At 70.6% G+C, this 19,121-nt stretch carries 16 protein-coding genes and 2 tRNA genes; 15 read left to right on the top strand and 3 right to left on the bottom strand.

From position 1 onward, the window contains the following. The first annotated feature begins 278 nt into the window (after positions 1-278). The 3 genes from MYF83_RS33450 to MYF83_RS33430 are packed head-to-tail and all read left to right on the top strand — an operon-like array spanning position 279 to position 5,827. Positions 279-2,123, top strand: a complete 1,845-nt coding sequence (locus MYF83_RS33450) for an RNA ligase family protein (protein ID WP_248964753.1) — start codon at positions 279-281, stop codon at positions 2,121-2,123. Between the two features lie 2 nt (positions 2,124-2,125). Beyond that, the gene (locus MYF83_RS43265; protein ID WP_279340419.1) at positions 2,126-5,227 is read left to right on the top strand and encodes a poly(A) polymerase; all 3,102 of its coding nucleotides are present in this window, start codon (positions 2,126-2,128) and stop codon (positions 5,225-5,227) included. A gap of 51 nt (positions 5,228-5,278) precedes the next feature. Beyond that, positions 5,279-5,827: a P-loop NTPase family protein gene (locus tag MYF83_RS33430; RefSeq protein ID WP_248964752.1), complete on the top strand. Its 549-nt coding sequence runs from the start codon at positions 5,279-5,281 to the stop codon at positions 5,825-5,827. Between the two features lie 77 nt (positions 5,828-5,904). Here the strand turns inward: MYF83_RS33430 and MYF83_RS33425 are convergent, their stop codons facing one another. Continuing rightward, positions 5,905-6,492, bottom strand: a complete 588-nt coding sequence (locus tag MYF83_RS33425) for a TetR/AcrR family transcriptional regulator (RefSeq protein ID WP_248964751.1) — start codon at positions 6,490-6,492, stop codon at positions 5,905-5,907. Between the two features lie 124 nt (positions 6,493-6,616). On the opposite strand from MYF83_RS33425, the gene MYF83_RS33420 reads away from it, so the two are divergent. Continuing rightward, the gene (locus MYF83_RS33420; RefSeq protein ID WP_248964750.1) at positions 6,617-7,441 is read left to right on the top strand and encodes an SDR family oxidoreductase; all 825 of its coding nucleotides are present in this window, start codon (positions 6,617-6,619) and stop codon (positions 7,439-7,441) included. 393 nt (positions 7,442-7,834) lie between these two features. Here the strand turns inward: MYF83_RS33420 and MYF83_RS33415 are convergent, their stop codons facing one another. Further along, positions 7,835-8,779 carry a lysozyme gene (locus MYF83_RS33415; RefSeq protein WP_248964749.1) on the bottom strand — a complete coding sequence of 315 codons (945 nt, stop codon included), beginning with the start codon at positions 8,777-8,779 and terminating at the stop codon, positions 7,835-7,837. A gap of 541 nt (positions 8,780-9,320) precedes the next feature. Between MYF83_RS33415 and MYF83_RS33410 the strand changes: the two genes are divergently transcribed. From MYF83_RS33410 to MYF83_RS33390, 5 genes are all read left to right on the top strand, one after another. Further along, the gene (locus tag MYF83_RS33410; protein ID WP_248964748.1) at positions 9,321-10,796 is read left to right on the top strand and encodes an alkaline phosphatase PhoX; all 1,476 of its coding nucleotides are present in this window, start codon (positions 9,321-9,323) and stop codon (positions 10,794-10,796) included. 178 nt (positions 10,797-10,974) lie between these two features. Next, on the top strand, positions 10,975-11,454 hold the full coding sequence (locus MYF83_RS33405) for a MarR family winged helix-turn-helix transcriptional regulator (RefSeq protein WP_248964747.1): 480 nt from the start codon (positions 10,975-10,977) through the stop codon (positions 11,452-11,454). 56 nt (positions 11,455-11,510) lie between these two features. Next, a complete protein-coding gene (locus MYF83_RS33400) occupies positions 11,511-14,042 on the top strand; it encodes an MFS transporter (RefSeq protein WP_248964746.1) in 2,532 nt (843 codons plus the stop codon). A gap of 98 nt (positions 14,043-14,140) precedes the next feature. Continuing rightward, the gene (locus tag MYF83_RS33395) at positions 14,141-14,998 is read left to right on the top strand and encodes a YceI family protein (RefSeq protein ID WP_248964745.1); all 858 of its coding nucleotides are present in this window, start codon (positions 14,141-14,143) and stop codon (positions 14,996-14,998) included. Positions 14,999-15,040: 42 nt separating this feature from the next. After that, positions 15,041-15,646 carry a MarR family winged helix-turn-helix transcriptional regulator gene (locus MYF83_RS33390; protein ID WP_248964744.1) on the top strand — a complete coding sequence of 202 codons (606 nt, stop codon included), beginning with the start codon at positions 15,041-15,043 and terminating at the stop codon, positions 15,644-15,646. Positions 15,647-15,756: 110 nt separating this feature from the next. Here MYF83_RS33390 and MYF83_RS33385 read toward each other — a convergent pair whose 3' ends face one another. Then, positions 15,757-16,437, bottom strand: coding sequence for a hemerythrin domain-containing protein (locus MYF83_RS33385; protein WP_248964743.1), 681 nt, complete (start codon positions 16,435-16,437; stop codon positions 15,757-15,759). A 204-nt stretch (positions 16,438-16,641) separates the two neighbouring features. On the opposite strand from MYF83_RS33385, the gene MYF83_RS33380 reads away from it, so the two are divergent. The 6 genes from MYF83_RS33380 to MYF83_RS33355 all read left to right on the top strand — a co-directional run bounded on the left by MYF83_RS33380 (position 16,642) and on the right by MYF83_RS33355 (position 19,102). Continuing rightward, on the top strand, positions 16,642-16,860 hold the full coding sequence (locus MYF83_RS33380; RefSeq protein WP_248964742.1) for a transposase: 219 nt from the start codon (positions 16,642-16,644) through the stop codon (positions 16,858-16,860). Between the two features lie 375 nt (positions 16,861-17,235). Next, positions 17,236-17,308 (top strand) — tRNA-Thr (locus tag MYF83_RS33375). Positions 17,309-17,524: 216 nt separating this feature from the next. Continuing rightward, positions 17,525-17,598: transfer RNA gene (locus tag MYF83_RS33370), tRNA-Met, on the top strand. A 78-nt stretch (positions 17,599-17,676) separates the two neighbouring features. Continuing rightward, on the top strand, positions 17,677-17,841 hold the full coding sequence (rpmG, locus tag MYF83_RS33365; RefSeq protein ID WP_114028158.1) for a 50S ribosomal protein L33: 165 nt from the start codon (positions 17,677-17,679) through the stop codon (positions 17,839-17,841). A gap of 379 nt (positions 17,842-18,220) precedes the next feature. Further along, the gene (locus MYF83_RS33360; protein WP_248964741.1) at positions 18,221-18,670 is read left to right on the top strand and encodes a MaoC family dehydratase N-terminal domain-containing protein; all 450 of its coding nucleotides are present in this window, start codon (positions 18,221-18,223) and stop codon (positions 18,668-18,670) included. Between the two features lie 3 nt (positions 18,671-18,673). Next, the gene (locus MYF83_RS33355) at positions 18,674-19,102 is read left to right on the top strand and encodes a MaoC family dehydratase (RefSeq protein WP_248964740.1); all 429 of its coding nucleotides are present in this window, start codon (positions 18,674-18,676) and stop codon (positions 19,100-19,102) included. Positions 19,103-19,121: the final 19 nt, after the last annotated feature.

The raw sequence follows: 19,121 nt of genomic DNA, 5'->3' as shown, positions 1-19,121 counted from the left end.
ACTCGCGTTACGCACTCGCCCTGTGCTTCGACGGCACTGACGTCCTCGTGGTGCCGGCGCCCTCGGTGGTGCTGATGTCGTCGTGGTGATGACCTCGTGGTGCTGGGCGGGTTGGGCGACGTTTGTCGTCGTCCTTCGTCGCGGTGGGGGTGTCTTTCATCGGCACCAGTACGCCAACCTCGGGTGAACAGGCGGCGCGGGGCCGGGGTTATTCGGTGGATTCGCTCCTTCCGTGTCTCATACAGTCGCCGGACGCACATCGTCACCGGGAGCAGATCATGCGAGTCCACTACCCTCGCACTCCCCACCTGCCCTGGTCGCCGGGGGCGGCCTCGGACGATGTGCGTGCCCGCGGCCTGTCGGGGCTGGCGGGCCGGGAGGTCGTCATCACCGAGAAGCTGGACGGGGAGAACACGACCATGTACCCGGACGGGTTGCACGCCCGTTCGCTGGACTCGGCGCATCATCCGTCCCGCGCATGGGTCAAGGCCCTGCACGGCAGGATCGCCAAGGCGATTCCGCCGGGCGGGCGGGTGTGCGGGGAGAACCTCTACGCCCGGCACTCGATCGCCTACCGGGACCTGGAGGGCTGGTTCTACGCCTTCTCTGTCTGGAACGGCGACTTCTGCCTGGACTGGGACCAGACCGTGCGCTTCACCCGGCGGCTGGGAATCCCGGTCCCGCGGGTGCTGTGGCGCGGCACCTTCGACGAGCGGGTGCTCAGGGCGCTGCGCCTGGACACCGCTCGGCACGAGGGCTACGTCGTGCGGACCGTCGAGGGGTTCCAGCACGAGGAGTTCGCTCACCGCGTGGCCAAATGGGTACGGCCTGGGCACGTGCGAACCGATGAGCACTGGATGCTCGCACGCGTCGTCGAGAACGAACTGAGCCCTGCCGCCGCCCTGTGGCAGGTGCGTTCGGGCGGCGGCGCAGACGTGCCATCGCTCCTCGCCGCGGTAGGCCTGGCCAGTGGCGACCTGCGCTGGCCCGCCGTACTGGAGAGTCTGCGCGGGGCCGCCGCGCCCGAGCGCTTGCGCGGGCCCGCCGTACCGGAGCCCGCGGTCGTCGAACGGGTCGAAGCGGCCGTGGCCGAGGTCTCCGCTCGGCTCGATCTGCTGGGCCGGTCCGGGGATGCCCGGCTGGCGGGGGTGCTGGGGGCCTTGTTCCACGGTACGCACCGCTCCTGGCTGGCGCCCCGATTGGTGGCGCCCCTCGGCATGCCCCTGGCGCGGCGGGTCGCCGATCTGGCCGAATTGTCCGCCCGCCTGCACCGCCCGTTCCCTGACGAGGCGCGCAGGGCCGGTCTGGTACGGCTCGCCGCAGCGACCGACGTGGGCGTCCTGCATGCGGTCGCCGCCGCGGTCCTGGCCAGGGGCGGAAGCGCCGACGGCGATGCCGGAGCCGCCGCCGAGGCGGGCGAGCAGGTCGACTGGTCTGAACTCCACGCCGAGGAGGCCTGCCTGCTCGGCGAGGCGCCACTGGAGCCGCTGCGCGCAGGCCTGTGCCGGGCGCTCGGCGGGTGCGATCCCCAGGTGGCGGATCGGTGCTGGGCCGAGGCCCGGGAGGCGTACGCGCTGGGCCGGATCGCCACGGTCGAGGAGGCTCTGGCGCTGAGCCGGCGGTGGCGATCGGGCCGGTTTCCCCGGCTCGTCATCATGGTCGGGCCGTCCGGCAGCGGGAAGAGCACCTTCGCCCGTGCCCTTCCGGGCGTCGACGCCGTCGTGTCGCTCGACGACCTGCGCCAGACCCGTGGATCGCGGTCGGACCAGCGGGCCAATCCGGCGGTACTCCGCGAGGGCCTGCACCGGCTCGACGCGCTCTTGGCCGGTGGCGGGACGGTCGTCTGGGACGCCACGGCCCTGAACCGGCACCAGCGTTCGCTGGTGCACGCCGTGGCCGGCCGCCGTGACGCGCTGACGACGCACGCGGTGATGCTGGTCCCCGGTGACGTGCTGGCCAGGCGTAACGGCGGCCGCGCGCACCCGGTGCCGGCGGAGGTGCTCTCGGCCCAGCTCCGCCGCTTCTCCCCGCCCTATCCGGGAGAGGCGCACCGCACGTGGTACATCGGATCGGAGGGGGACGTCCGTGACGTCGCCGGGTCTCTGGACGGCGAGGAAGGCTGAGCATGCGGACGAGTGAAGAGGTCTACCACCGGGTCCGCTGGGACCCGCGCTTCGATCCCGCGCGGTTCGTCCTGGGGATCAACGTGCGCGAGTCCGCGGCCAAGCGCGTGCCGCTGCCCGCCTTCGTACCCGGAGGGGACATCCCCTGGCATCGGATCCTGTTCGTGGAGGCGGACGGCGAGGTGGTCTGGGACCGGTCGGCGGGCGTGGACCGCATCGACTCCTCGCAGGCCAGCCGGGTGCGAAGTCCGCGCAGACTCCGGGCGCCGTTCTTCACGGCCAGAACACCGTTCGCGTGGGATCCCGCCGTGGGCTGGCAGCCCGCGGAAGACGTACCGACCGGGCGGGCGCCGACGGCGGCCCGCCTGCGCGTGGCGCCGACGGCGGCCCGTCTGCGCGTGCTGACCTGGAACACCCTGTGGGATCGCTACGACAGCGACCGAATCGACACCGCCCGGCGCAGGCCGCTGCTGCTGGACGCCCTTGAACAGGCGGACGCGGACGTCATCGCGCTGCAGGAGGTCGAGGCCGAGCTGCTGAGCATGCTGCTGTTGTCCCGGTGGGTCCGCTCCGGATACACGTTGAGCACCGACCCGGCGGGCCGGGATGTCGACGACGGCGGGCTCCTGCTGCTCAGCCGCCTGCCCGTGCGGGAGGCGGGCGTGCATGTCCTCGGTCCGCACAAATCCGTCGCCGCCGTCACCGTGGAGTCCGCCGCCGGGCCGATCGTGGTGGCCGTCACGCATCTCACCAGTGATCACTCCGAGAACGGTAAGGCCAGGCGTGAAGCCGAGCTCACCCGGCTCGCCGAGGTGCTCACCGGGCTGGACGGGGACGTGATCCTGCTGGGTGACCTGAACGACGGCGGTAGCGGGCCCGCCGGGGTGCTCGGCCTGCGGGACGCTTGGACGGAGGTGCACGGCCCTTCGGACCCGACCGTGACCTTCGACCCGCGGGTCAATCCGCTGGCGGCGCTGTCCTCGCTCTCCGGCCGCGCCTCCCGGCTCGATCGCGTGCTGCTGCGCGGCCCCGGCCTGCGAGCGGCCACCGCGGTCCTGCGGGGTGACTCTCCGGCGACCCCCGACGGCCTGTTCATATCGGACCATTACGGCGTGATGGTGGACGTCGCCATCGGCGAGGGCGAGGGCGAGGGCGGTGGCGCAGGCCAGGGCGAAGGTACGGGCCAGTTCACGGGCGAGGGCGAGGGTGAGAGCCGGAGCGGGCGCGGGGCCGCCGGCACCCTCGACGCGCGACCCACGGCACGGACGGCAGTGGTCTGGATCCCTCCTGGAGAGCTATGGCCGAGGATCCAGGAGATCCGCCAGGAGCACGACCCCAAGGCCCGCAGATGGCCGCCGCACGTCACGCTGATGTTCGGTTTCGTGCCGGAATCCGACTTCGAGGAGGCGGTGCCCATCCTGGCCGCCGCCGGGGCCGCGACCGTCCCGTTCACCGCGCGACTTGAGGGCGTCCACGCTTTCCCTCATCGTGAGGGCGCCGTGGTCTGGCTCGACCCGGCCGCGGCCGGGTCGGAACCGTGGGCGGGGCTACGCGGCGCGCTGGAGCGCGGATTCCCCCGCTGCCGGGGCGGCGCCGCGGGCTACGTCCCGCATCTGAGTCTGGGAAGGACGCGCGATCCGCGCCGCCTCGTCGCCGACTGCGCGGCACGGCTCGGCGGCATGTCCGCGCGTGTCGGCGAGCTCGTCGTGCTGTCACGCAGGGGTGCGGAGCCCATGCGGCCTCGGCTGACCGTCGCCTTGGGGACCGGGGAGGTGCGCCGGCTCGACGACGAGACCGGCGCACCCGACGACCAGGTGCCGGACCTGGGACGCCCAGGGGTCACCCCCGGCACGGGCCACGGGAACGTCGCGGAAACACGTCCTGGAAACGCGCCGGGAGCGGAGCGGCGCTCCTGGCGCGATCCTGAGGCGGGGGAGCGGTCCAGGGTCGCGTGGGCGCAACGGGTCGTGGAGCGGCTGCGCGGTTCGATGGCGCAGGGTGTGGTCCACGTGGCCGGGTCGCGACGCCTCGGCTGCGCGCTGCACGGTACGGACCTGGACCTGGTGGTGGCGCTGCCGGGGGCGGCCGACATCGCGGACGTCGAGGCGCGGGTCAAGACGGTGCTGCCGGAGGCCACCGGGGTGAGGCGTGTGGTCGGCGCCCGGGTGCCCGGGCTGCGGCTGCGCGTCGACGATCTCGACGTCGACCTGGTCGTCGTGGCGACCGGGAGCGTCGCGCCCACCGAGGCCGTGTCCCGCCGTACCGAGCTTGGAGAGTCGTCGGCGATCGCACTGAGCGCGGTCAGCGACGCGGACGCGCTGCTCGAGGCGGTCGGCGAGAGCCGTGTCGGCTTCGCCGGGCTGGCCCGGGAAGTGAAGGCGTGGGCGAAGGCGCGGGGGCTGGACTCGGCTCCGTTCGGCGGGTTGCCGGGTCTGGCCTGGACCGTCCTCGTGGCACGGACGGTGCGCGATGCCGGGGACCTCCCGCTCGTCGACCTGCTCCGGCACTTCTTCGGCGGGTGGGCCGCATGGGACTGGCGTGAGCCGATCGCGCTGCGCCCGGATGTCGCCCTACCCGGACAGGAGGGCCTGCCGGGCGGGACCTCGGACGCGGTGGTGCAGATCATGACCCCTACGGCTCCGATCCGCCTGTGCAGCGAGCAGGTCGGCATCAGCGGGCGAGATCTCCTGACGCAGGAGCTTTATCGCGCCTGGGAGATCGTGGAGGCCGCGGCGGAGACCGGCCGGGATCCCCGGCCCGAGCTGCTGTCGGCGCCCCCGTTGCACCGGCGTCATGCGGCGTGGGCCGTCGTGACCGTGCGAGCGGGGCGGGGCGAGGAGTTCGGTGTGACGCTGGGCCGCGTCCGCGGCCGGATGCGCGCGCTGCTCACCGCCCTGGAACGCGCGGGGACGCGGGGTGCGCACGCGTGGCCCCGGCCGTTCGAGATCGGGCCGGATTCGGCGCGGTTCGCGGTAGGGCTCGGTCGTACGCCGCCGGACGCGGCCCGGCTCGCCGAGACCGTCGGACCATGGGCCGCGGGCCTGCGCGGCACCGGTGTCGAGTGGGCCGAGTGCGGCGAGGTGCCGACGCTACGGTCCGTGTGAATGCGCCCAAAGGGCTTCCACCGGTTCGCGGGCAGTACCGGTCGTGGTGGGATGTCCGCGTATCCTGCGCGCATGCAGCGCATCCTCGTCGTCGGTATCACCGGAGCGGGGAAATCCACGATGGCGCGGACGTTGAGCAAGAGACTCGCGCTGCCCTATCACGAGATGGACGCGTTCTACTTCACCGGACCCGGCTGGGCCGTGGATGAGGATTTCTCCGTCAAGGTGGCGCGGGTCGTCTCCTCGCCGAGCTGGATATTCGACTCGTTGGGCTACCCCGAAGTCCGCGACCTGCTGTGGGAACACGCCGACACGGTGGTGTGGCTGGACTATCCCAAGCGGGTCATCATGCCCCGGGTCCTGCGACGATCGCTGCGCAGGACGCTGCTGCGCGAGCGCGTCTTCGGCGGCAACCGGGAGACATTGGCGAACTGGTTCCGCCGAGATCACCCCGCGTGGTGGGCATGGTCCCAGCACGCGGCCCGTCGCGCCGAAATCGGCCGGCGTTCCCTGGATCCTCGTTTCGGTGCGTTGCGGGTCATTCGTTTCGGCACTCCGGGGGAAGCCGGCAGATGGCTGCGGACCGTCGCAGGTGACTGACGCCTTCCGCGGCCATTCCGCACGAGACATCCGGTGCTCCGGACTCGCTATTGGACTATCGCGGCCGGCCGGCCTGGTCAGGCCGGGGCGGTAGGTGGCTCGGTGGCGGCCGTGGCCTGGAGGCCGTCGAGGATCAGGCGGAGGAACCTGGCCGGCCGGGCGGCCACGGCGGCGGGGAGGTCGGCCGGGTGGCAGGCGAAGAGGTTGAGGAGCGCCAGCACTTCCTCGGTGGTCACGTCGGGGCGCATCGCTCCCTCGGCCTGGGCTCGGTGTACGAGCGCGTCGAGCATCTCGAGCCAGTGCCCGCGCGCTCTGGCGAAGTCGGGCCTGTCCAGGAACACCTCGTCGGGCAGTTCGGCCATCGCGCTGGCGAGGGCGCCGCGGCCCGGATCGACGGTCCAGGTGAGGTGCTCGCGTAGCGCGGTCCACGCGTCGGGGACGTTCTCCTCCGACCTGCGCAGGGCGTCGGCCAGCGAGTGGACGTAGTGGTCCCCTAGCGCCGCGATGAGGGCATTGCGGTCGGGGAAGCGGCGGTAGAGCGTGCCGACGCCGACGCCGGCACGTCGGGCGATGACCTCCATGGGGGCTTCGATGCCGCGTTCGGCGACCACGGCGGCAGCCGCCGTGACGATCTTGTCGAGGTTTCTCCGGGCATCCGCGCGCACGTACGACTCCAAAGTGACCGAGGCGATCTCGGGGTGGGCAAGACGCGCTCGAAGTGGACGATGTGATTCCGGTTAGTGTACCGTCCGGACAACCGGAATCTAGCCTTCCGCTTAGGGGGTCGTAATGATCGTGGTGACGGGTGCCACCGGTTCCATCGGCAGGGCGCTCATCGAGCGGCTGGACGGCGAGGGTGAGGAGGTCCTGGCCGTACTCCGCCGTCCCGCCGACCTGGGCTGCGAGTACGTGCTCGGCGACTTCGATCGGCCGGAGACGGTCGGCGAGGCGCTGTCGGCCGGAGATCGGCTGTTCTTGAACACCTCGCCGTGGCCGGGCTTCGTGCGGGGGCATCGCGCGGTGATCGACCTGGCCAGGGAGGCGGGGGTGGCCCAGGTGGTCTCGGTCTCGGTACGGGGCGCGGCGCCAGGTGCGCCGCTGGCCGGGGGCATGCACGGCGAGGTCGACGACCATCTCAGGGCCTCCGGGGTGCCGTGGTCGATCCTGCGGCCGGTCGGCTTTATGCAGAACCTCCTGACCGACGTCCGCGACGGCCGGATCTACGGCTCCTACGGCCAGGGCCGGGTGGGCTACATCGACACCAGGGACATAGCGGACGTCGCGGCGGCTCTCCTGACCCGCCCGGTCGGTCCGGACGGTACCTACGTCCTCACCGGTCCCGACGCTCCGACGCAGGACGAGATCGCCGCCGCGGTGAGCGGCGCCCTCGGCCGCGAGGTCCGCTACGTGGACCTCCCGGTGCCGGAGATGGCCGCCCATCTGGCAGGCCAAGGCATCCCCGAACCGTTCGCCCGCGACCTCGCCCGGTTGATGGCGGACACGGGGGACGGCCGCTGGTCGACGACCACATCGACCGTGGAGGACGTCACCGGCCACCGCCCCCGCTCCTTGGCCGCCTTCCTCGCCGACCATGCGGCCACCTGGCCGGCTTGAGTGGGAGGTCCGCCGACGCCTGGAGCGGGAGCGACAGGGTGAACTGCGATCAGAGCCGTGTGCACTGACGTGCCGGAATGGGCGTATTGACAGCGAGATCGTGTGATGTGGCGGATCCGAGTGACCGCCACACCACACTGCCTTTCGTCCGGTTCAGAGCTGGGACACCCAGTACGGGGACACGTCCATCCAGCCGTTCGCGCGGGCGCCGTTGAGGCGGCCGCCGCTGGAGGTCGACAGCGTGTACCAGGAGTCGACGTAGTCCGGATCGTCGTGTCGGTGGGCACCGCCGCTACCAGCGGCGCCTCGCCCCGGGCCAGGGCCGCCCGCAGGTCCGGGCCGGCCGGCCGCACCTGCAGCAGCGCTTGCCGTCATGCCATGCGGTGAACGGGGTCAGCCGTTCGCGAGGGCCTGGACGCGGGAGTAGTCGCCGTTGAAGAGGTCCTGGTCACCGGGGAAGGTGCCGTGGTCGGCGTACTGCCAGATGGTCTGGTAGCCCCAGTTGTACGGCATGGGCCCGGGGGAGCCGTTGTAGTTCGCGAGCATCAGCGGGTTGGTGGAGGAGAAGTCGCCGATGTTGCCGGTGCACTGGCTCCACCAGCTGGTCGCCGTGTAGATCACCGGCCAGCGGCCGGTTCTGGCGTGGTAGCGGTTGCTGAACGAGAGGATCCAGTTGACCATGCCGGAGGCCGAGAGCCCGTAGCAGGCCGCGCCATAGGGGTTCCACTCCATGTCCAGCAGGCCGGGCAGCGTCATGCCGTCCCGCGACCAGCCGCCGCCGTGCGCCAGGAAGTAGTCGGCCTGGGTGGCGCCGGAGGAGGTGTTCGGCGTGGCGAAGTGGTACGCGCCGTGGATGATGCCCGCGTAGTACGCGCCGGTGTACTGCTGGCTGAAATAGGGATTGGTGTAGGTGGTGGACTCGGTCGCCTTGACGTAGGCGAACTTGGCGCCGTTGGCGGCGACCGCCGACCAGTTGACGTTGCCCTGCCAGCCGCTGACGTCCAGGCCGGGGGTCTGGGCGACGGCCGGCCTGATGACCACTTCGCCGTTCGCCGGCTCGTGCTTGGCGACCTGTGAGCCCATCCAGTCCCGTTCGGGATGGGTGACCGGATCGCCGGGCGCCGGGGGAGCCATCGGAGCGGCGGTGGCGGCCGGGGCGCCGAGGGTGACCGTGAGGCAGGCGGCGGCCGCGACGGTGAGTGCCTTGCGCGCGGAGCCGAGCGCCTTGACCAGGGGTGGGAGCGCTCTGAACAGGGATGGGAGCGCCTCGAGCCGGGATGTGAGCGCCTTGAGTCGTGGGGTGAACGCTGTCCGGGACGGGTGATTGCGTGATGCCACGTGATCCTCCGAGGGGGGTGCCGGAAGAACGGCCGCGGGGGCGGAAGGCTGCGGAAGGTTCCGTGGGCGCCGGGGCCGCGGCGGCCGCGTGGGGCGAGGAGAGCGGGAAGGCCTCCTTTCGGCCGCATATGATCGGATTTGAGTAAGTAGATATCCTTCCTAGGGTGAGTTAGGAAAGGTGTAAATTTTCCTAACTAATCGCGTCGGATTGGCAGAACTCCCGATCCCCGCAGGTCACCACGTCTGTACGTCCTCGGGCCGTCACGGAACCCGTGACGACGGACTCGGCCGTGCGCTCTGGGCGGCACGGAAGGGCGCGGAAGGGATGAGACGAGTTGTCGCCCGGCGCTTGATTCAGATGCCGTGTCGCTGGTTCGGTTGGGGGAAGTCGTGCGCCGATGCACGCAGAACCATCGTCATCAGGAAGTAGGGGACGTTAGCCCTTCATTAACCAAAAGGTCCGCATCAAGGGAGGAACCGTTCATTTCCGAGGACTTGGGTCGAACATGTCTGTGATCATGCGAATGGAAAAGGTGCTCTCATGACCTCCTCGATGTCTCGTCCCGAGATGTCACGCGGCGAAGTGTCCGACGGTGACACGCCTTCTCGTGGCGTCTCCCGCCGCGACCTGTTCCGTGCCGGCGCGGTAGGCGGCCTGGGCATCGCCATCGCCGGCAGCCTTGAGTCGATCATCGGTCCGGCCGCCTTCGCCCAGTCCGGCGCGCGTGGAGCGGTCGGCTATGGCGCCGTCGTCGCGGACCCGGCGGGGCTGCTCGCGCTTCCCCCCGGCTTCTCGTACAAGATCGTCGCTCAGGCCGGAAAGACGCTGCTGGAGACCGGTGAGCCGACCCCCAGCGACGCCGACGGCACCGGATGCTTCCGTGGCCCCAACGGGTTCGTCCTGGTCAACAACCACGAGATCGGCGGTGGGGAGCCCTATGGCGTGCCGACGCTGGAGGGGCTGACCTACGACCCGGGCGCGCACGGCGGCACGACCAACATCGAGGTCGACCGGAACGGCGACCGCGTCCGCGAGTACGTCAGCGTGGCCGGCACCCACAACAACTGCGCGGGCGGGATCACGCCGTGGAAGACCTGGCTGACCTGCGAGGAGACCGAGCAGCGCAAGGGCGGGGCGTTCCAGAAGGACCACGGGTACGTCTTCGAGGTGGACCCGTTCGACCGGGCCGCCAACCGTGACCCCGTCGCGCTGAAGTTCCTCGGCAGGTTCGCGCACGAGGCGGTCGCGGTCGACCCGGAGACCTCCGTCATCTACGAGACCGAGGACGCGAGCGGGCCGAACGGGCTGTACTTCCGCTGGGTGCCGCCGCGGAACTTCCGTGGCCGCAAGGGCGCGCTGCGGGCGCTCGCGCTCTCCGAGGGCGGCGACACCGCCGGCAAGCTGCAGGCCATGAGCTGCTACAAGGGCAGCAAGCACATCGCCGACCTGTCCGAGGCCACCCAGCCGGGCACCCGGTACAAGGTCGAGTGGGTCGACGTCCCCGACCGCGACGCCGCCACGACCTCGGTGCGCAAGCAGTTCACCGCCGACCAGGTGACGCACAGCAGGAAGCTGGAGGGCGCCTGGTGGAGTGACGGCGGCGCCTACTTCGTGGCCAGCTACGCCCGCACCGCCGACGGCAGCGTCAACGAGCACGACGGCCAGGTCTGGTTCTACGACCCAAGGTCCGAGACGGTCACGCTGAAGACCATCTTCGGGGTCAACCCCGACCCCGCGCAGGACACCAACTATGACGGGCCGGACAACATCACCGTCTCGCCGTACGGCGGGGTCATCCTGGCCGAGGACGGAGAGGGCGTCTCGCACCTGGTGGGCGTCACCCAGCAGGGCACTCCCTACCCGATGGCCCGCAACGAGCTCAACGAGAGCGAGTTCACGGGTCCGACGTTCAGCGCGGACGGGAAGATCCTGTTCGCCAACATCCAGACGCCCGGTTACGTGTTCGCCATCACCGGCCCGTGGCGCCGTCCGGGCGACGGGGGCGGCCAGCACTGACCTTCACCGCCATCCGCTGAGGATGGCCGGCAAGCACGCTACGAGCGCACGGCGCCGTCTTCGCCCATCAGGGCGGGGGCGGCGCCGTTCCGCGTGGCGGGGGGAATGTTTGTACCCCTCCAAAAGTTGCCTTAAGCAATCATATATGTTTGCCTAAGGCAACCAGATGGAGGCGGTCATGGCATCGGAGGTCGGCTGCGAGGAACTCCTCGCCCGGCTGGGCGAGGTGGTACCGATCGTGAAGGCGATCAAGCGCGATCTGCCCTTCACCGGTCCCCGGGCCGGCATAGGCCTGCTCTTCGCGCTGCGCCGATGCGGTCAGCTGCGCATGGGGCAACTGGCCGAGTGGTCCGAGGTCGACCAGTCGGTGATCAGCAGGCACGTCGCGGAGCTCGAGGAGCGAGGGTGGGTCGAGCGCGTCCCCAACCCTCATGACGGGCGCTCATGGCACGTCCGGCTCGCGCCAGAGGGCGAGCGGGTGACGGACGAGACCATCGCCTACGTCCGGCGGATGTTCGCGAGCACCCTGGACGACTGGACCGACGAGGAGGTCGCCGAACTCTCCGGCCTCCTCGGCCGCCTCCGGACGAGTTTCCACGCGCATAGGGCTCGGGCCGAGCACCTTCCCCGCACGGCTCAGACAGTGAAAGGACATTGATGACAACCGCAGTACCGACGGGGACGCGGGAGGCGGCACCCGATCCGGGGGCACCTATGTCGCACAGGCAGATCCTCGAAGCGCTGTCGGGACTATTGCTCGGCATGTTCGTGGCGATCCTGTCGTCCACGGTCGTGTCGAACGCACTGCCCACGATCATCGCCGATCTGCACGCGGACGAGACCACCTACACCTGGGTGATCACCGCCACCCTGCTCGCGACCACGGTGTCCACGCCCCTGTGGGGCAAGCTCGCCGACCTGGTGAGCAAGAAGATCCTCGTGCAGCTCGGGCTGGTCGTCTTCGTCATCGGCTCGGCCATCGCCGGTCTCTCCCAGAACCCCGGCATGCTGATCGCCGCCCGGGTGATCCAGGGACTCGGCGCCGGCGGCCTCACCGCCCTGGCGCAGGTGATCATGGCGGCGATCATCTCGCCGCGTGAGCGCGGCCGTTACTCCGGCTATCTCGGCGCGGTCATGGCCCTCGGCACCATCGGCGGGCCGCTCATCGGCGGCGTGATCGTGGACACCTCCTGGCTCGGCTGGCGGTGGTGCTTCTACGTCGGGGTGCCGTTCGCCGTCGCGGCGCTGATCGTCCTGCAGAAGACGCTGCACATCCCCGTGTACAAGCGCGAGGTCAAGATCGACTGGTTCGGCGCCACGCTGATCACGGCGGCGGTCTCGCTGCTGCTGGTGTGGATCTCGTTCGCCGGGCACAACTACGACTGGCTCTCGTGGCAGACCGGCGCGATGGTGGGCGGTGCGCTGGTTCTGGCGCTGTTCTTCATCCTCGTGGAGTCCCGGGCCGCCGAGCCGATCATCCCCCTGCACCTGTTCCGCAACAGCGCCATCTCGCTCGCCGTGGTGGCCAGCATGTTGGTCGGCGTGGCCATGTTCGGCGGGACCACGTTCCTCGCCCAGTACTTCCAGCTCGCACGCGGCGAGACGCCGACGATGGCGGGCATCATGACCCTGCCGATGATCCTCGGCCTGGTGCTGTCCTCGACCGTCAGTGGTCAGATCATCACCCGCACCGGCCGCTGGAAGGTCTTCCTCGTCATCGGCGGCGTGTCCCTCACCGCCGGCTTCGGGCTGATGAGCTCGCTGCGCTTCGACACCGAATACTGGCTCGTCGCCGTCTACATGTTCCTCATCGGCGCGGGCGTCGGCATGACGATGCAGAACCTCGTGCTGTCGGTCCAGAACCAGGTCAAGCCGCAGGAGCTCGGCGCGGCCAGCTCGGTCGTCGCCTTCTTCCGCACGCTCGGCGGCGCGGTCGGCGTCGGGGCCCTCGGAGCCCTCCTCGGCCAAAGGGTCATCGAATACATGCAGGAGGGCCTGGCCAAGCTGGGTGTCAACAACGCCGTGAGCGACGGTTCGATCCCCCAGATATCCGCGCTCCCCGCCCCCGTCCGGACGGTGGTCGAGAGCGCGTACGGGCACGGCGTCGGCGACCTGTTCCTGTACGCGGCGCCGTTCGGCCTGCTGGCGCTCATCGCCGTGCTGTTCATCAAGGAGGTCCCGCTGCGTACGACGAACGCCGAGCAGATGCGGTCGGACACCGACGCCGACGCACCGGTGCCCGACAACACCGGACCCGGCCGCCACGCCCAGCGGAAGGCCGAGCAACTGGTGTCCGTGGGCGCCGGCGCCTCGTCCGGCTTCAACGGGTTCGCCGCTCCGCCGGCGCGCGCGGGACAGGCGGCCTACGCCGCCTTCGAGGCGAACGCTCCCGTCCCGGGACAGACGGCCGGTGTATATGGACAGACCCGGGAGACGGTCTACGCCTCCCAGGGACAGGACGAGACGTCCTACACCGCCGAGCCGCAGGGCGACAGCGGGATCCGCGGAGTGATCCGGGGCGGTGACGGCTCGCCGGTGGGCCAGGCGACGCTCACCCTCATCGACCTGCGCGGCCACCAGCTCGGCCGGGCGGTCACGCAGGACGACGGCAGCTACAGCCTGTGGACGCCCGGTGGCGGCACCTACGTCCTCATCGCCTCCGCCGGCGAGCATGATCCGCAGGTCGCGACGCTGGTCGTCGGGGACCGTCCGCTGGACTTCGACCTGGTGCTCACCGGCTCCGGCCGGCTCATCGGGACGGTCCGCGACCCGGAGGGCGTCGCCGTCGCCCAGGCGATGGTCGTCGTGGCGGACGTTCGCGGCGAGGTCGTCACCACGGGCGTGACCGGCGACGACGGCGGTTTCGGCTTCGCCGGGGTCGTCGCGGGCGGCTACACGCTCGCGGTGAGCGCGGAGGGGTACCGCCCGGCCGCGGTGCCCGTCGAGGTCGGCACCGGCCAGACCAGGCAGGACGTGGTGCTGCTGCGCGGCGTCCGGGTCAGGGGCACCGTCCGGGTCAGGAACGGCGACCGGCCGCTGGCCGACGCCAGGATCACGCTGCTGGACGCCGCCGGGAACGTGGTCGGTACCGCGACCACCGGCGAGGACGGCGAGTACGCCTTCGCGGACCTGACCGGTGGCCAGTACACCGTCATCGCCACCGGGTACCCGCCCGTGGCGAGCACGGTGAACCTCTCCGGGCAGGGCGACGACGCGCACGACGTGTGGCTCGGTCACCCCGAATGAGCCGCGAGCGACGTGTGACCGCGTCTTTCGGAAGGACCGGCGAGCGAGGACTGACCGCGTCTCCCGGTACGACAGGGACGCGCGGTGGGAGCGAGAGCATGGACATCGGACTTCACACCGCCTACCCGAGCACCGCGCGGCACGGCCTGCATGCCGTGGTGCGCACCAAGGACGGCTGGGCGGTGCGGCACGCGGTCGTCACCGTGACCGACATGTCCGGCCACCAGGTCGTGCGCGCCGAGGTGGACGCCGAGGGCGAGGTCATGACCGCGCCCCTGCCCCCCGGCGTCCACACCGTCGTGGTGACCGCCGTCGGCTACATGCCGGTCGCCGTGACCGCGATCGCCACCGCGTCGGGCACCGCCGAGCTGGGCGTACTCGAACTGGCGCGGCAGGGAGGCGTCGACCTGCCGCCGCCCGGCGTGTGGACGATCGACCCGGCCCACTCCAAGGTCTCCGCGACCGCGCAGCACCTGGGGCTGTCCAGCGTCCAGGGGAGGTTCTCGGAGTTCACCGGCCGCATCGACATCGGCCCCACCGCCGAGACCTCTTCCGTCGTGGCCGAGATCGAGGCGGCGTCGATCGGCACCGGCAACCGGACGCGCGACGACCACCTGCGCTCGGCCGACTTCATGCACGTGGACCTGAACCCGGTGATCTCCTACCGGAGCACCGGGGTGTCCGCCGCCGGCCCGGACCGGTGGACCGTGCGCGGCGTGCTGACGCTCGCGGGCGTCACCCGCCTGGTGGACCTGGACCTGTCCTACCTCGGTACGAGCCCCGATCCGTGGGGCGGCCTTCGGGCGGCGTTCCACGCGGTCACGGAGCTGCGCCGCGAGGACTTCGCGATGAACTACAACCAGGTGGTGCAGGCGGGGATCTCGCTGATAGGAGCGACACTGAAGGTGGAGCTGGACGTCCAGGCGGTGCGGGGGGAACCCACCCCGCAGTCCTGATCGTTGTACGTAGTCCACAGCAGGGGAGGAGGAGGCGGCACGATGCCCGACACACGAGCGGCGGCACCCGTCCAGGAGCCGGTCACCATCGAAGAGGCGGCACCTGCCGGGCAGGCGGTCGCAGCGAGGGGGCCCGGCCCGAGGCGGGCACCCGTCCAGGCGACGGCACCGGACCAGGAGGCGGTGCCCGTCGACGAATACGAGGCGTACTGCGCGCTCGAGCGCCAGCTCGGCGTCCTCTTCCGGAGGTCCCGGGCGCTGTCCGCCGACATGGGGCGGGAGGTGCACCCCGAGCTGGAGCCGGGCGCGTACAGCATTCTCGTCCGGGTCGGAGAGGTCGCGCCGGCACGCTCGACCGACCTCGCCGCCTACTTCGGCGTCGGCAAGGCGACGATCAGCCGCCAGCTGAAGGTGCTGGAGGAGCTCGGCCTGATCAAGCGCGAGCCCGATCCGGTGGACGGCCGCGCCCACCTGCTGGAACTCACCGACGAGGGGATGCGCAGGCTCGACCGGGCGCGCTCGGCCCGCCAGAAGCGCTTCTACGCGCTGCTCGGCACCTGGCCGCAGGACGACGTGCGCCTGCTGGCCGCGATGCTCGCCCGCTTCAACGACCTCACGGCCACCGCCGGCGAGCCCGGCTCCGCCTGATCCTCACTTGGTGGGGAGGGCCACGCCGCCGGGGTTGCCGGGGGCGTAGACGGTGATGCCTTGGGGGAGGGGCGGGGGAGCGGACCGGGCGGCGAGGATCCTGGTGCAGGTCAGGCCTGGGACGAGGAGGCCGGGACGTCCGCGGGCGACCCGAAGATGAGACGCTGACGGCGCCGGTGCGGCCCGCGCATCAGCGTCAGCATCAGGTAGAGGATCGGGCTCGCGAGCTTGCGAAGCTCGGCCAGTTCTTCCGGCGTCGCGTACTGGCCGATGCGCGGTAGCTCGAATCCGATGCTGCTCCCCTTGCGGGCCGCGGTCTCGACGGTGAGCCAATCGGCCGTGGAGACGTACTTCTCGATGATCGGGAAGAGGGTCCGCTCCTCCTCCTCGATGTGCCCGTCGAGGAGGTCGGCGAGGGTGGCGAGTACGGCGGCCAGTCGGTGCGCCTGCGAGCGGTCGGTCATGAACGCGACGGCGGCCGTGTGCACCTCGTTCAGCAGCGGATCCAGCTCGGCGTGGTCGTCGGTGAGATCGGAGAGGTCTACCTCGGCGCCGGCCGAGCGTTCCAGGACGGGCCACATGACCGTGTCCTCGGTGGTGTGGTGATGGTGGATGCTCTCGCAGAGCTTGGTGACGAACCCGGCGATCGCGGCGGCCCTGGCCTGGTCGCAGGGCTGCCTTCCGCCGGCGACCTCCGCCATGGTCACGGCCAGGCGGCGGACGTCCCCTCGCATGGCACGGTGGGCGATGCGGATCCCGAGGACGTCGGGTGTGCCGGTGGTGGGGGTCATTGTCGGTTCTCCTTGCCAGAATGGTGCCTGTCGCCGACCAGCGTGCTCGAGGGCACTTAGCGCTCTCTTGGTACCGACTTGGGCTCGACGCTCCAGCTCACCAAGCGTCCAAAGGTGCGGTGGGCGTCCCGCGTGGAGGTTGGTGGCATAGAGATTGCTGGCATTTCGAGAAACCAATGGTGATCAGGCATACTCTGTCCGGCTATGGAGACGCGCTGGGTCGGGCCCGAGGGCTATGAGATCTCTGCCGCGACGCGCGGCGACCGCCAGGTGCTCCGCCTCCGGCGGCACGGCGAGTTCGTCACCGACTGCTTCAGCGTCGATGAGCTCCGCCGGTTCGTCGACCTCGCCGACCTCTGCGAAGTGATCGCCCTGCCGTTCGGCGAGCGCTCCTCGCGCGGCCGGCGGGAGGCCCTCCGCTAGCCGCGCCGCTGCCCTCGGGCTGGACCGGCGGAGAGGCCGTCTGGGCCCCGAGGGTGCCGTTTGCCTGGGGGAATGCCCGGCCTGCCGTCGTCGCCCCTTTCGGGGCCTCTGAGCGGCCGGCCGGCGCCTTTGGGGGCCTCGGGAAGAGAGGGCCCGGATGCTTCCGGTGACCTTGCGGGGTGGCGGTCCGGACGCTTCGGGTGACCCTTCGGAGGAGGGAGCTTGGATGCCCGGCGTGGCCGGGTCTGTGCTCCCCGTGGCGGGGGCTGTGCGGGCGGCCCGAGTGGGCGTTCTGATTCGCATCGGCCGCGGGGTCCGTGTATGGTTACACCTGTCCGCAGCGCGGCGCGGTGACGCGAAACGCGAGCGCGACCGGCCCCTTTAGCTCAGTCGGCAGAGCGTCTCCATGGTAAGGAGAAGGTCTACGGTTCGATTCCGTAAAGGGGCTCGACAGCGTAAACGCCCTCTCCCGGAATTCCGGGTGGGGCTTTTCGCTTGTGGATACCAGGCCGAGCTCACCGGTCGCTCGAAATAGGGGAAGTGTAGGGGCCCAGTGATCAGGCATACTGGGAGCGCCTGCCCCAGATCGGGCACGCGATGGGCGTGCGCGATCGTCGTACAGGTCGGGTATCCTCATCGAGGCTGGCGAGTTCGCCGGTCCTGAGGCGGAGTAGCTCAGTCAGGCAGAGCAAGCGGCTCATAATCGCTGTGTCGCCGGTTCAAGTCCGGCCTCCGCTACTACCCTGCCGGGTCCCCTGTAAGGGGTGACCAGGTTCGGGTTGTCCATGTGTCCCAAACGTAGAAAGGCACTCCCACGTGGCTGCCACCGACGTTAGGCCGAAGATCACGCTGGCCTGCCAGGAGTGCAAGCACCGCAACTACATCACGCGGAAGAACCGGCGTAACGACCCGGACCGGCTTGAGCTGAAGAAGTACTGCCCCAACTGCAAGTGCCACCGCCCGCACCGCGAGACGCGCTAGGGCATCACCACCCGCCAGGCCGGCAGGCCGGGGTGGGTGCCGCCGTTCCCCTGTGAACGGCGGCAGAGCACGGTGAGTTCGGAGGCGGGGCGCCTTCGGCGACACTCGGCATCATCACGCACGACCGGCGTTCTCCACGAGGGCGCCGGTTTGTCGCGTCCGGAAACAGCCCATCGCTCACGCTTCCGGCGGGTGCGGGTGCGGGTCCGGCTCCACAGGCGCCAGGTCGGCCGCCGTCGTCCCGGTCGGTTGGCGTCGTCCCGGCTGACGTCGTCCCCCGTCGGTCGTCCCGGTCAGTCGAACGGGTCCATGAAGGCCGAAGCTTGTTCTGTTACCGTCGGGCTCGTCAGCTCGCGCGTTCCGAAAGGGCACCGGCACGATGGCTTTGAACCGTGATTTCGTCGGACGGACATATCCGGCGTCCAGCTCCTACGAAGTCGGCCGCGTCAAGATCAGGGAGTTCGCCGCCGCGATCGGCGACGACAACCCGATCTACCGCGACCCCGAGGTGGCGAAGGCCGCAGGCCATCCCGACGTCGTCGCCCCGCCGACCTTCCCCATCGTGTTCAGCCTGACGGGCGCCGCGGAGGCCCTCGCCGACCCCGAGCTCGGACTCGACTTCTCCATGGTCGTCCACGGCGAGCAGCGCTTCGAGTACACCCGCCCGATCTACGCCGGTGACGAGCTGCTGTGCGCCTCGACCATCTCCGAGATCCGCAGCGTCGGCCGTAACGAGCTGCTCACGGTCACGAGCGAGGTGACGACCGCGCAGGGCGAGCCGGTCTGCAGGACCTACAACACCCTTATCGAGCGCGGAGGGGCGGCGTAACCGATGACCGCGACCGTGAAGTACGACGAGATCGAAGTCGGGCAGCAGATCCCGGCCGTCGACTACCCCGTCCGCCGCGTCAACCTCGTGATGTACGCCGGAGCCTCGGGGGACTTCAACCCCATCCACTGGAACGAGCGGCACGCCAAGGCGGTGGGCCTGCCCGACGTGATCGCGCACGGCATGTTCACGATGGCCGAGGCCGGCCGTTTCGTGACCGACTGGGCCGGCGACCCCGGAGCGATGGTCGACTACGGCGTCCGCTTCTCCTCCATGGTGGTCGTCCCGGACAACGACGAGGGCGCCGTGATCACGGTGAGCGGTGTCGTCGAGGAGAAGCTGGACGACAACCGCGTTGTGGTCGCGCTCACGGCCAGATCCGGCGACGCCCGGGTGCTCTCCAGGGCCCGCGCGACGGTACGGCTCGCCTGACAGCGCGGCTCACCTGACG

Origin of the sequence: Sphaerisporangium perillae, assembly GCF_023276435.1 — a bacterium.
GTDB lineage: Bacteria > Actinomycetota > Actinomycetes > Streptosporangiales > Streptosporangiaceae > Sphaerisporangium > Sphaerisporangium perillae.
This window is presented reverse-complemented; position numbering and strand designations above follow the sequence as displayed.

Coding starts and splice junctions, on each gene's coding strand:
- MYF83_RS33450 (WP_248964753.1), top strand. CDS start 279: ATGCGAGTCCACTACCCTCGCACTCCCCACCTGCCCTGGTCGCCGGGG.
- MYF83_RS43265 (WP_279340419.1), top strand. CDS start 2,126: ATGCGGACGAGTGAAGAGGTCTACCACCGGGTCCGCTGGGACCCGCGC.
- MYF83_RS33430 (WP_248964752.1), top strand. CDS start 5,279: ATGTCCGCGTATCCTGCGCGCATGCAGCGCATCCTCGTCGTCGGTATC.
- MYF83_RS33420 (WP_248964750.1), top strand. CDS start 6,617: ATGATCGTGGTGACGGGTGCCACCGGTTCCATCGGCAGGGCGCTCATC.
- MYF83_RS33410 (WP_248964748.1), top strand. CDS start 9,321: ATGACCTCCTCGATGTCTCGTCCCGAGATGTCACGCGGCGAAGTGTCC.
- MYF83_RS33405 (WP_248964747.1), top strand. CDS start 10,975: ATGGCATCGGAGGTCGGCTGCGAGGAACTCCTCGCCCGGCTGGGCGAG.
- MYF83_RS33400 (WP_248964746.1), top strand. CDS start 11,511: ATGTCGCACAGGCAGATCCTCGAAGCGCTGTCGGGACTATTGCTCGGC.
- MYF83_RS33395 (WP_248964745.1), top strand. CDS start 14,141: ATGGACATCGGACTTCACACCGCCTACCCGAGCACCGCGCGGCACGGC.
- MYF83_RS33390 (WP_248964744.1), top strand. CDS start 15,041: ATGCCCGACACACGAGCGGCGGCACCCGTCCAGGAGCCGGTCACCATC.
- MYF83_RS33385 (WP_248964743.1), bottom strand. CDS start 16,437: ATGACCCCCACCACCGGCACACCCGACGTCCTCGGGATCCGCATCGCC.
- MYF83_RS33380 (WP_248964742.1), top strand. CDS start 16,642: ATGGAGACGCGCTGGGTCGGGCCCGAGGGCTATGAGATCTCTGCCGCG.
- MYF83_RS33360 (WP_248964741.1), top strand. CDS start 18,221: ATGGCTTTGAACCGTGATTTCGTCGGACGGACATATCCGGCGTCCAGC.
- MYF83_RS33355 (WP_248964740.1), top strand. CDS start 18,674: ATGACCGCGACCGTGAAGTACGACGAGATCGAAGTCGGGCAGCAGATC.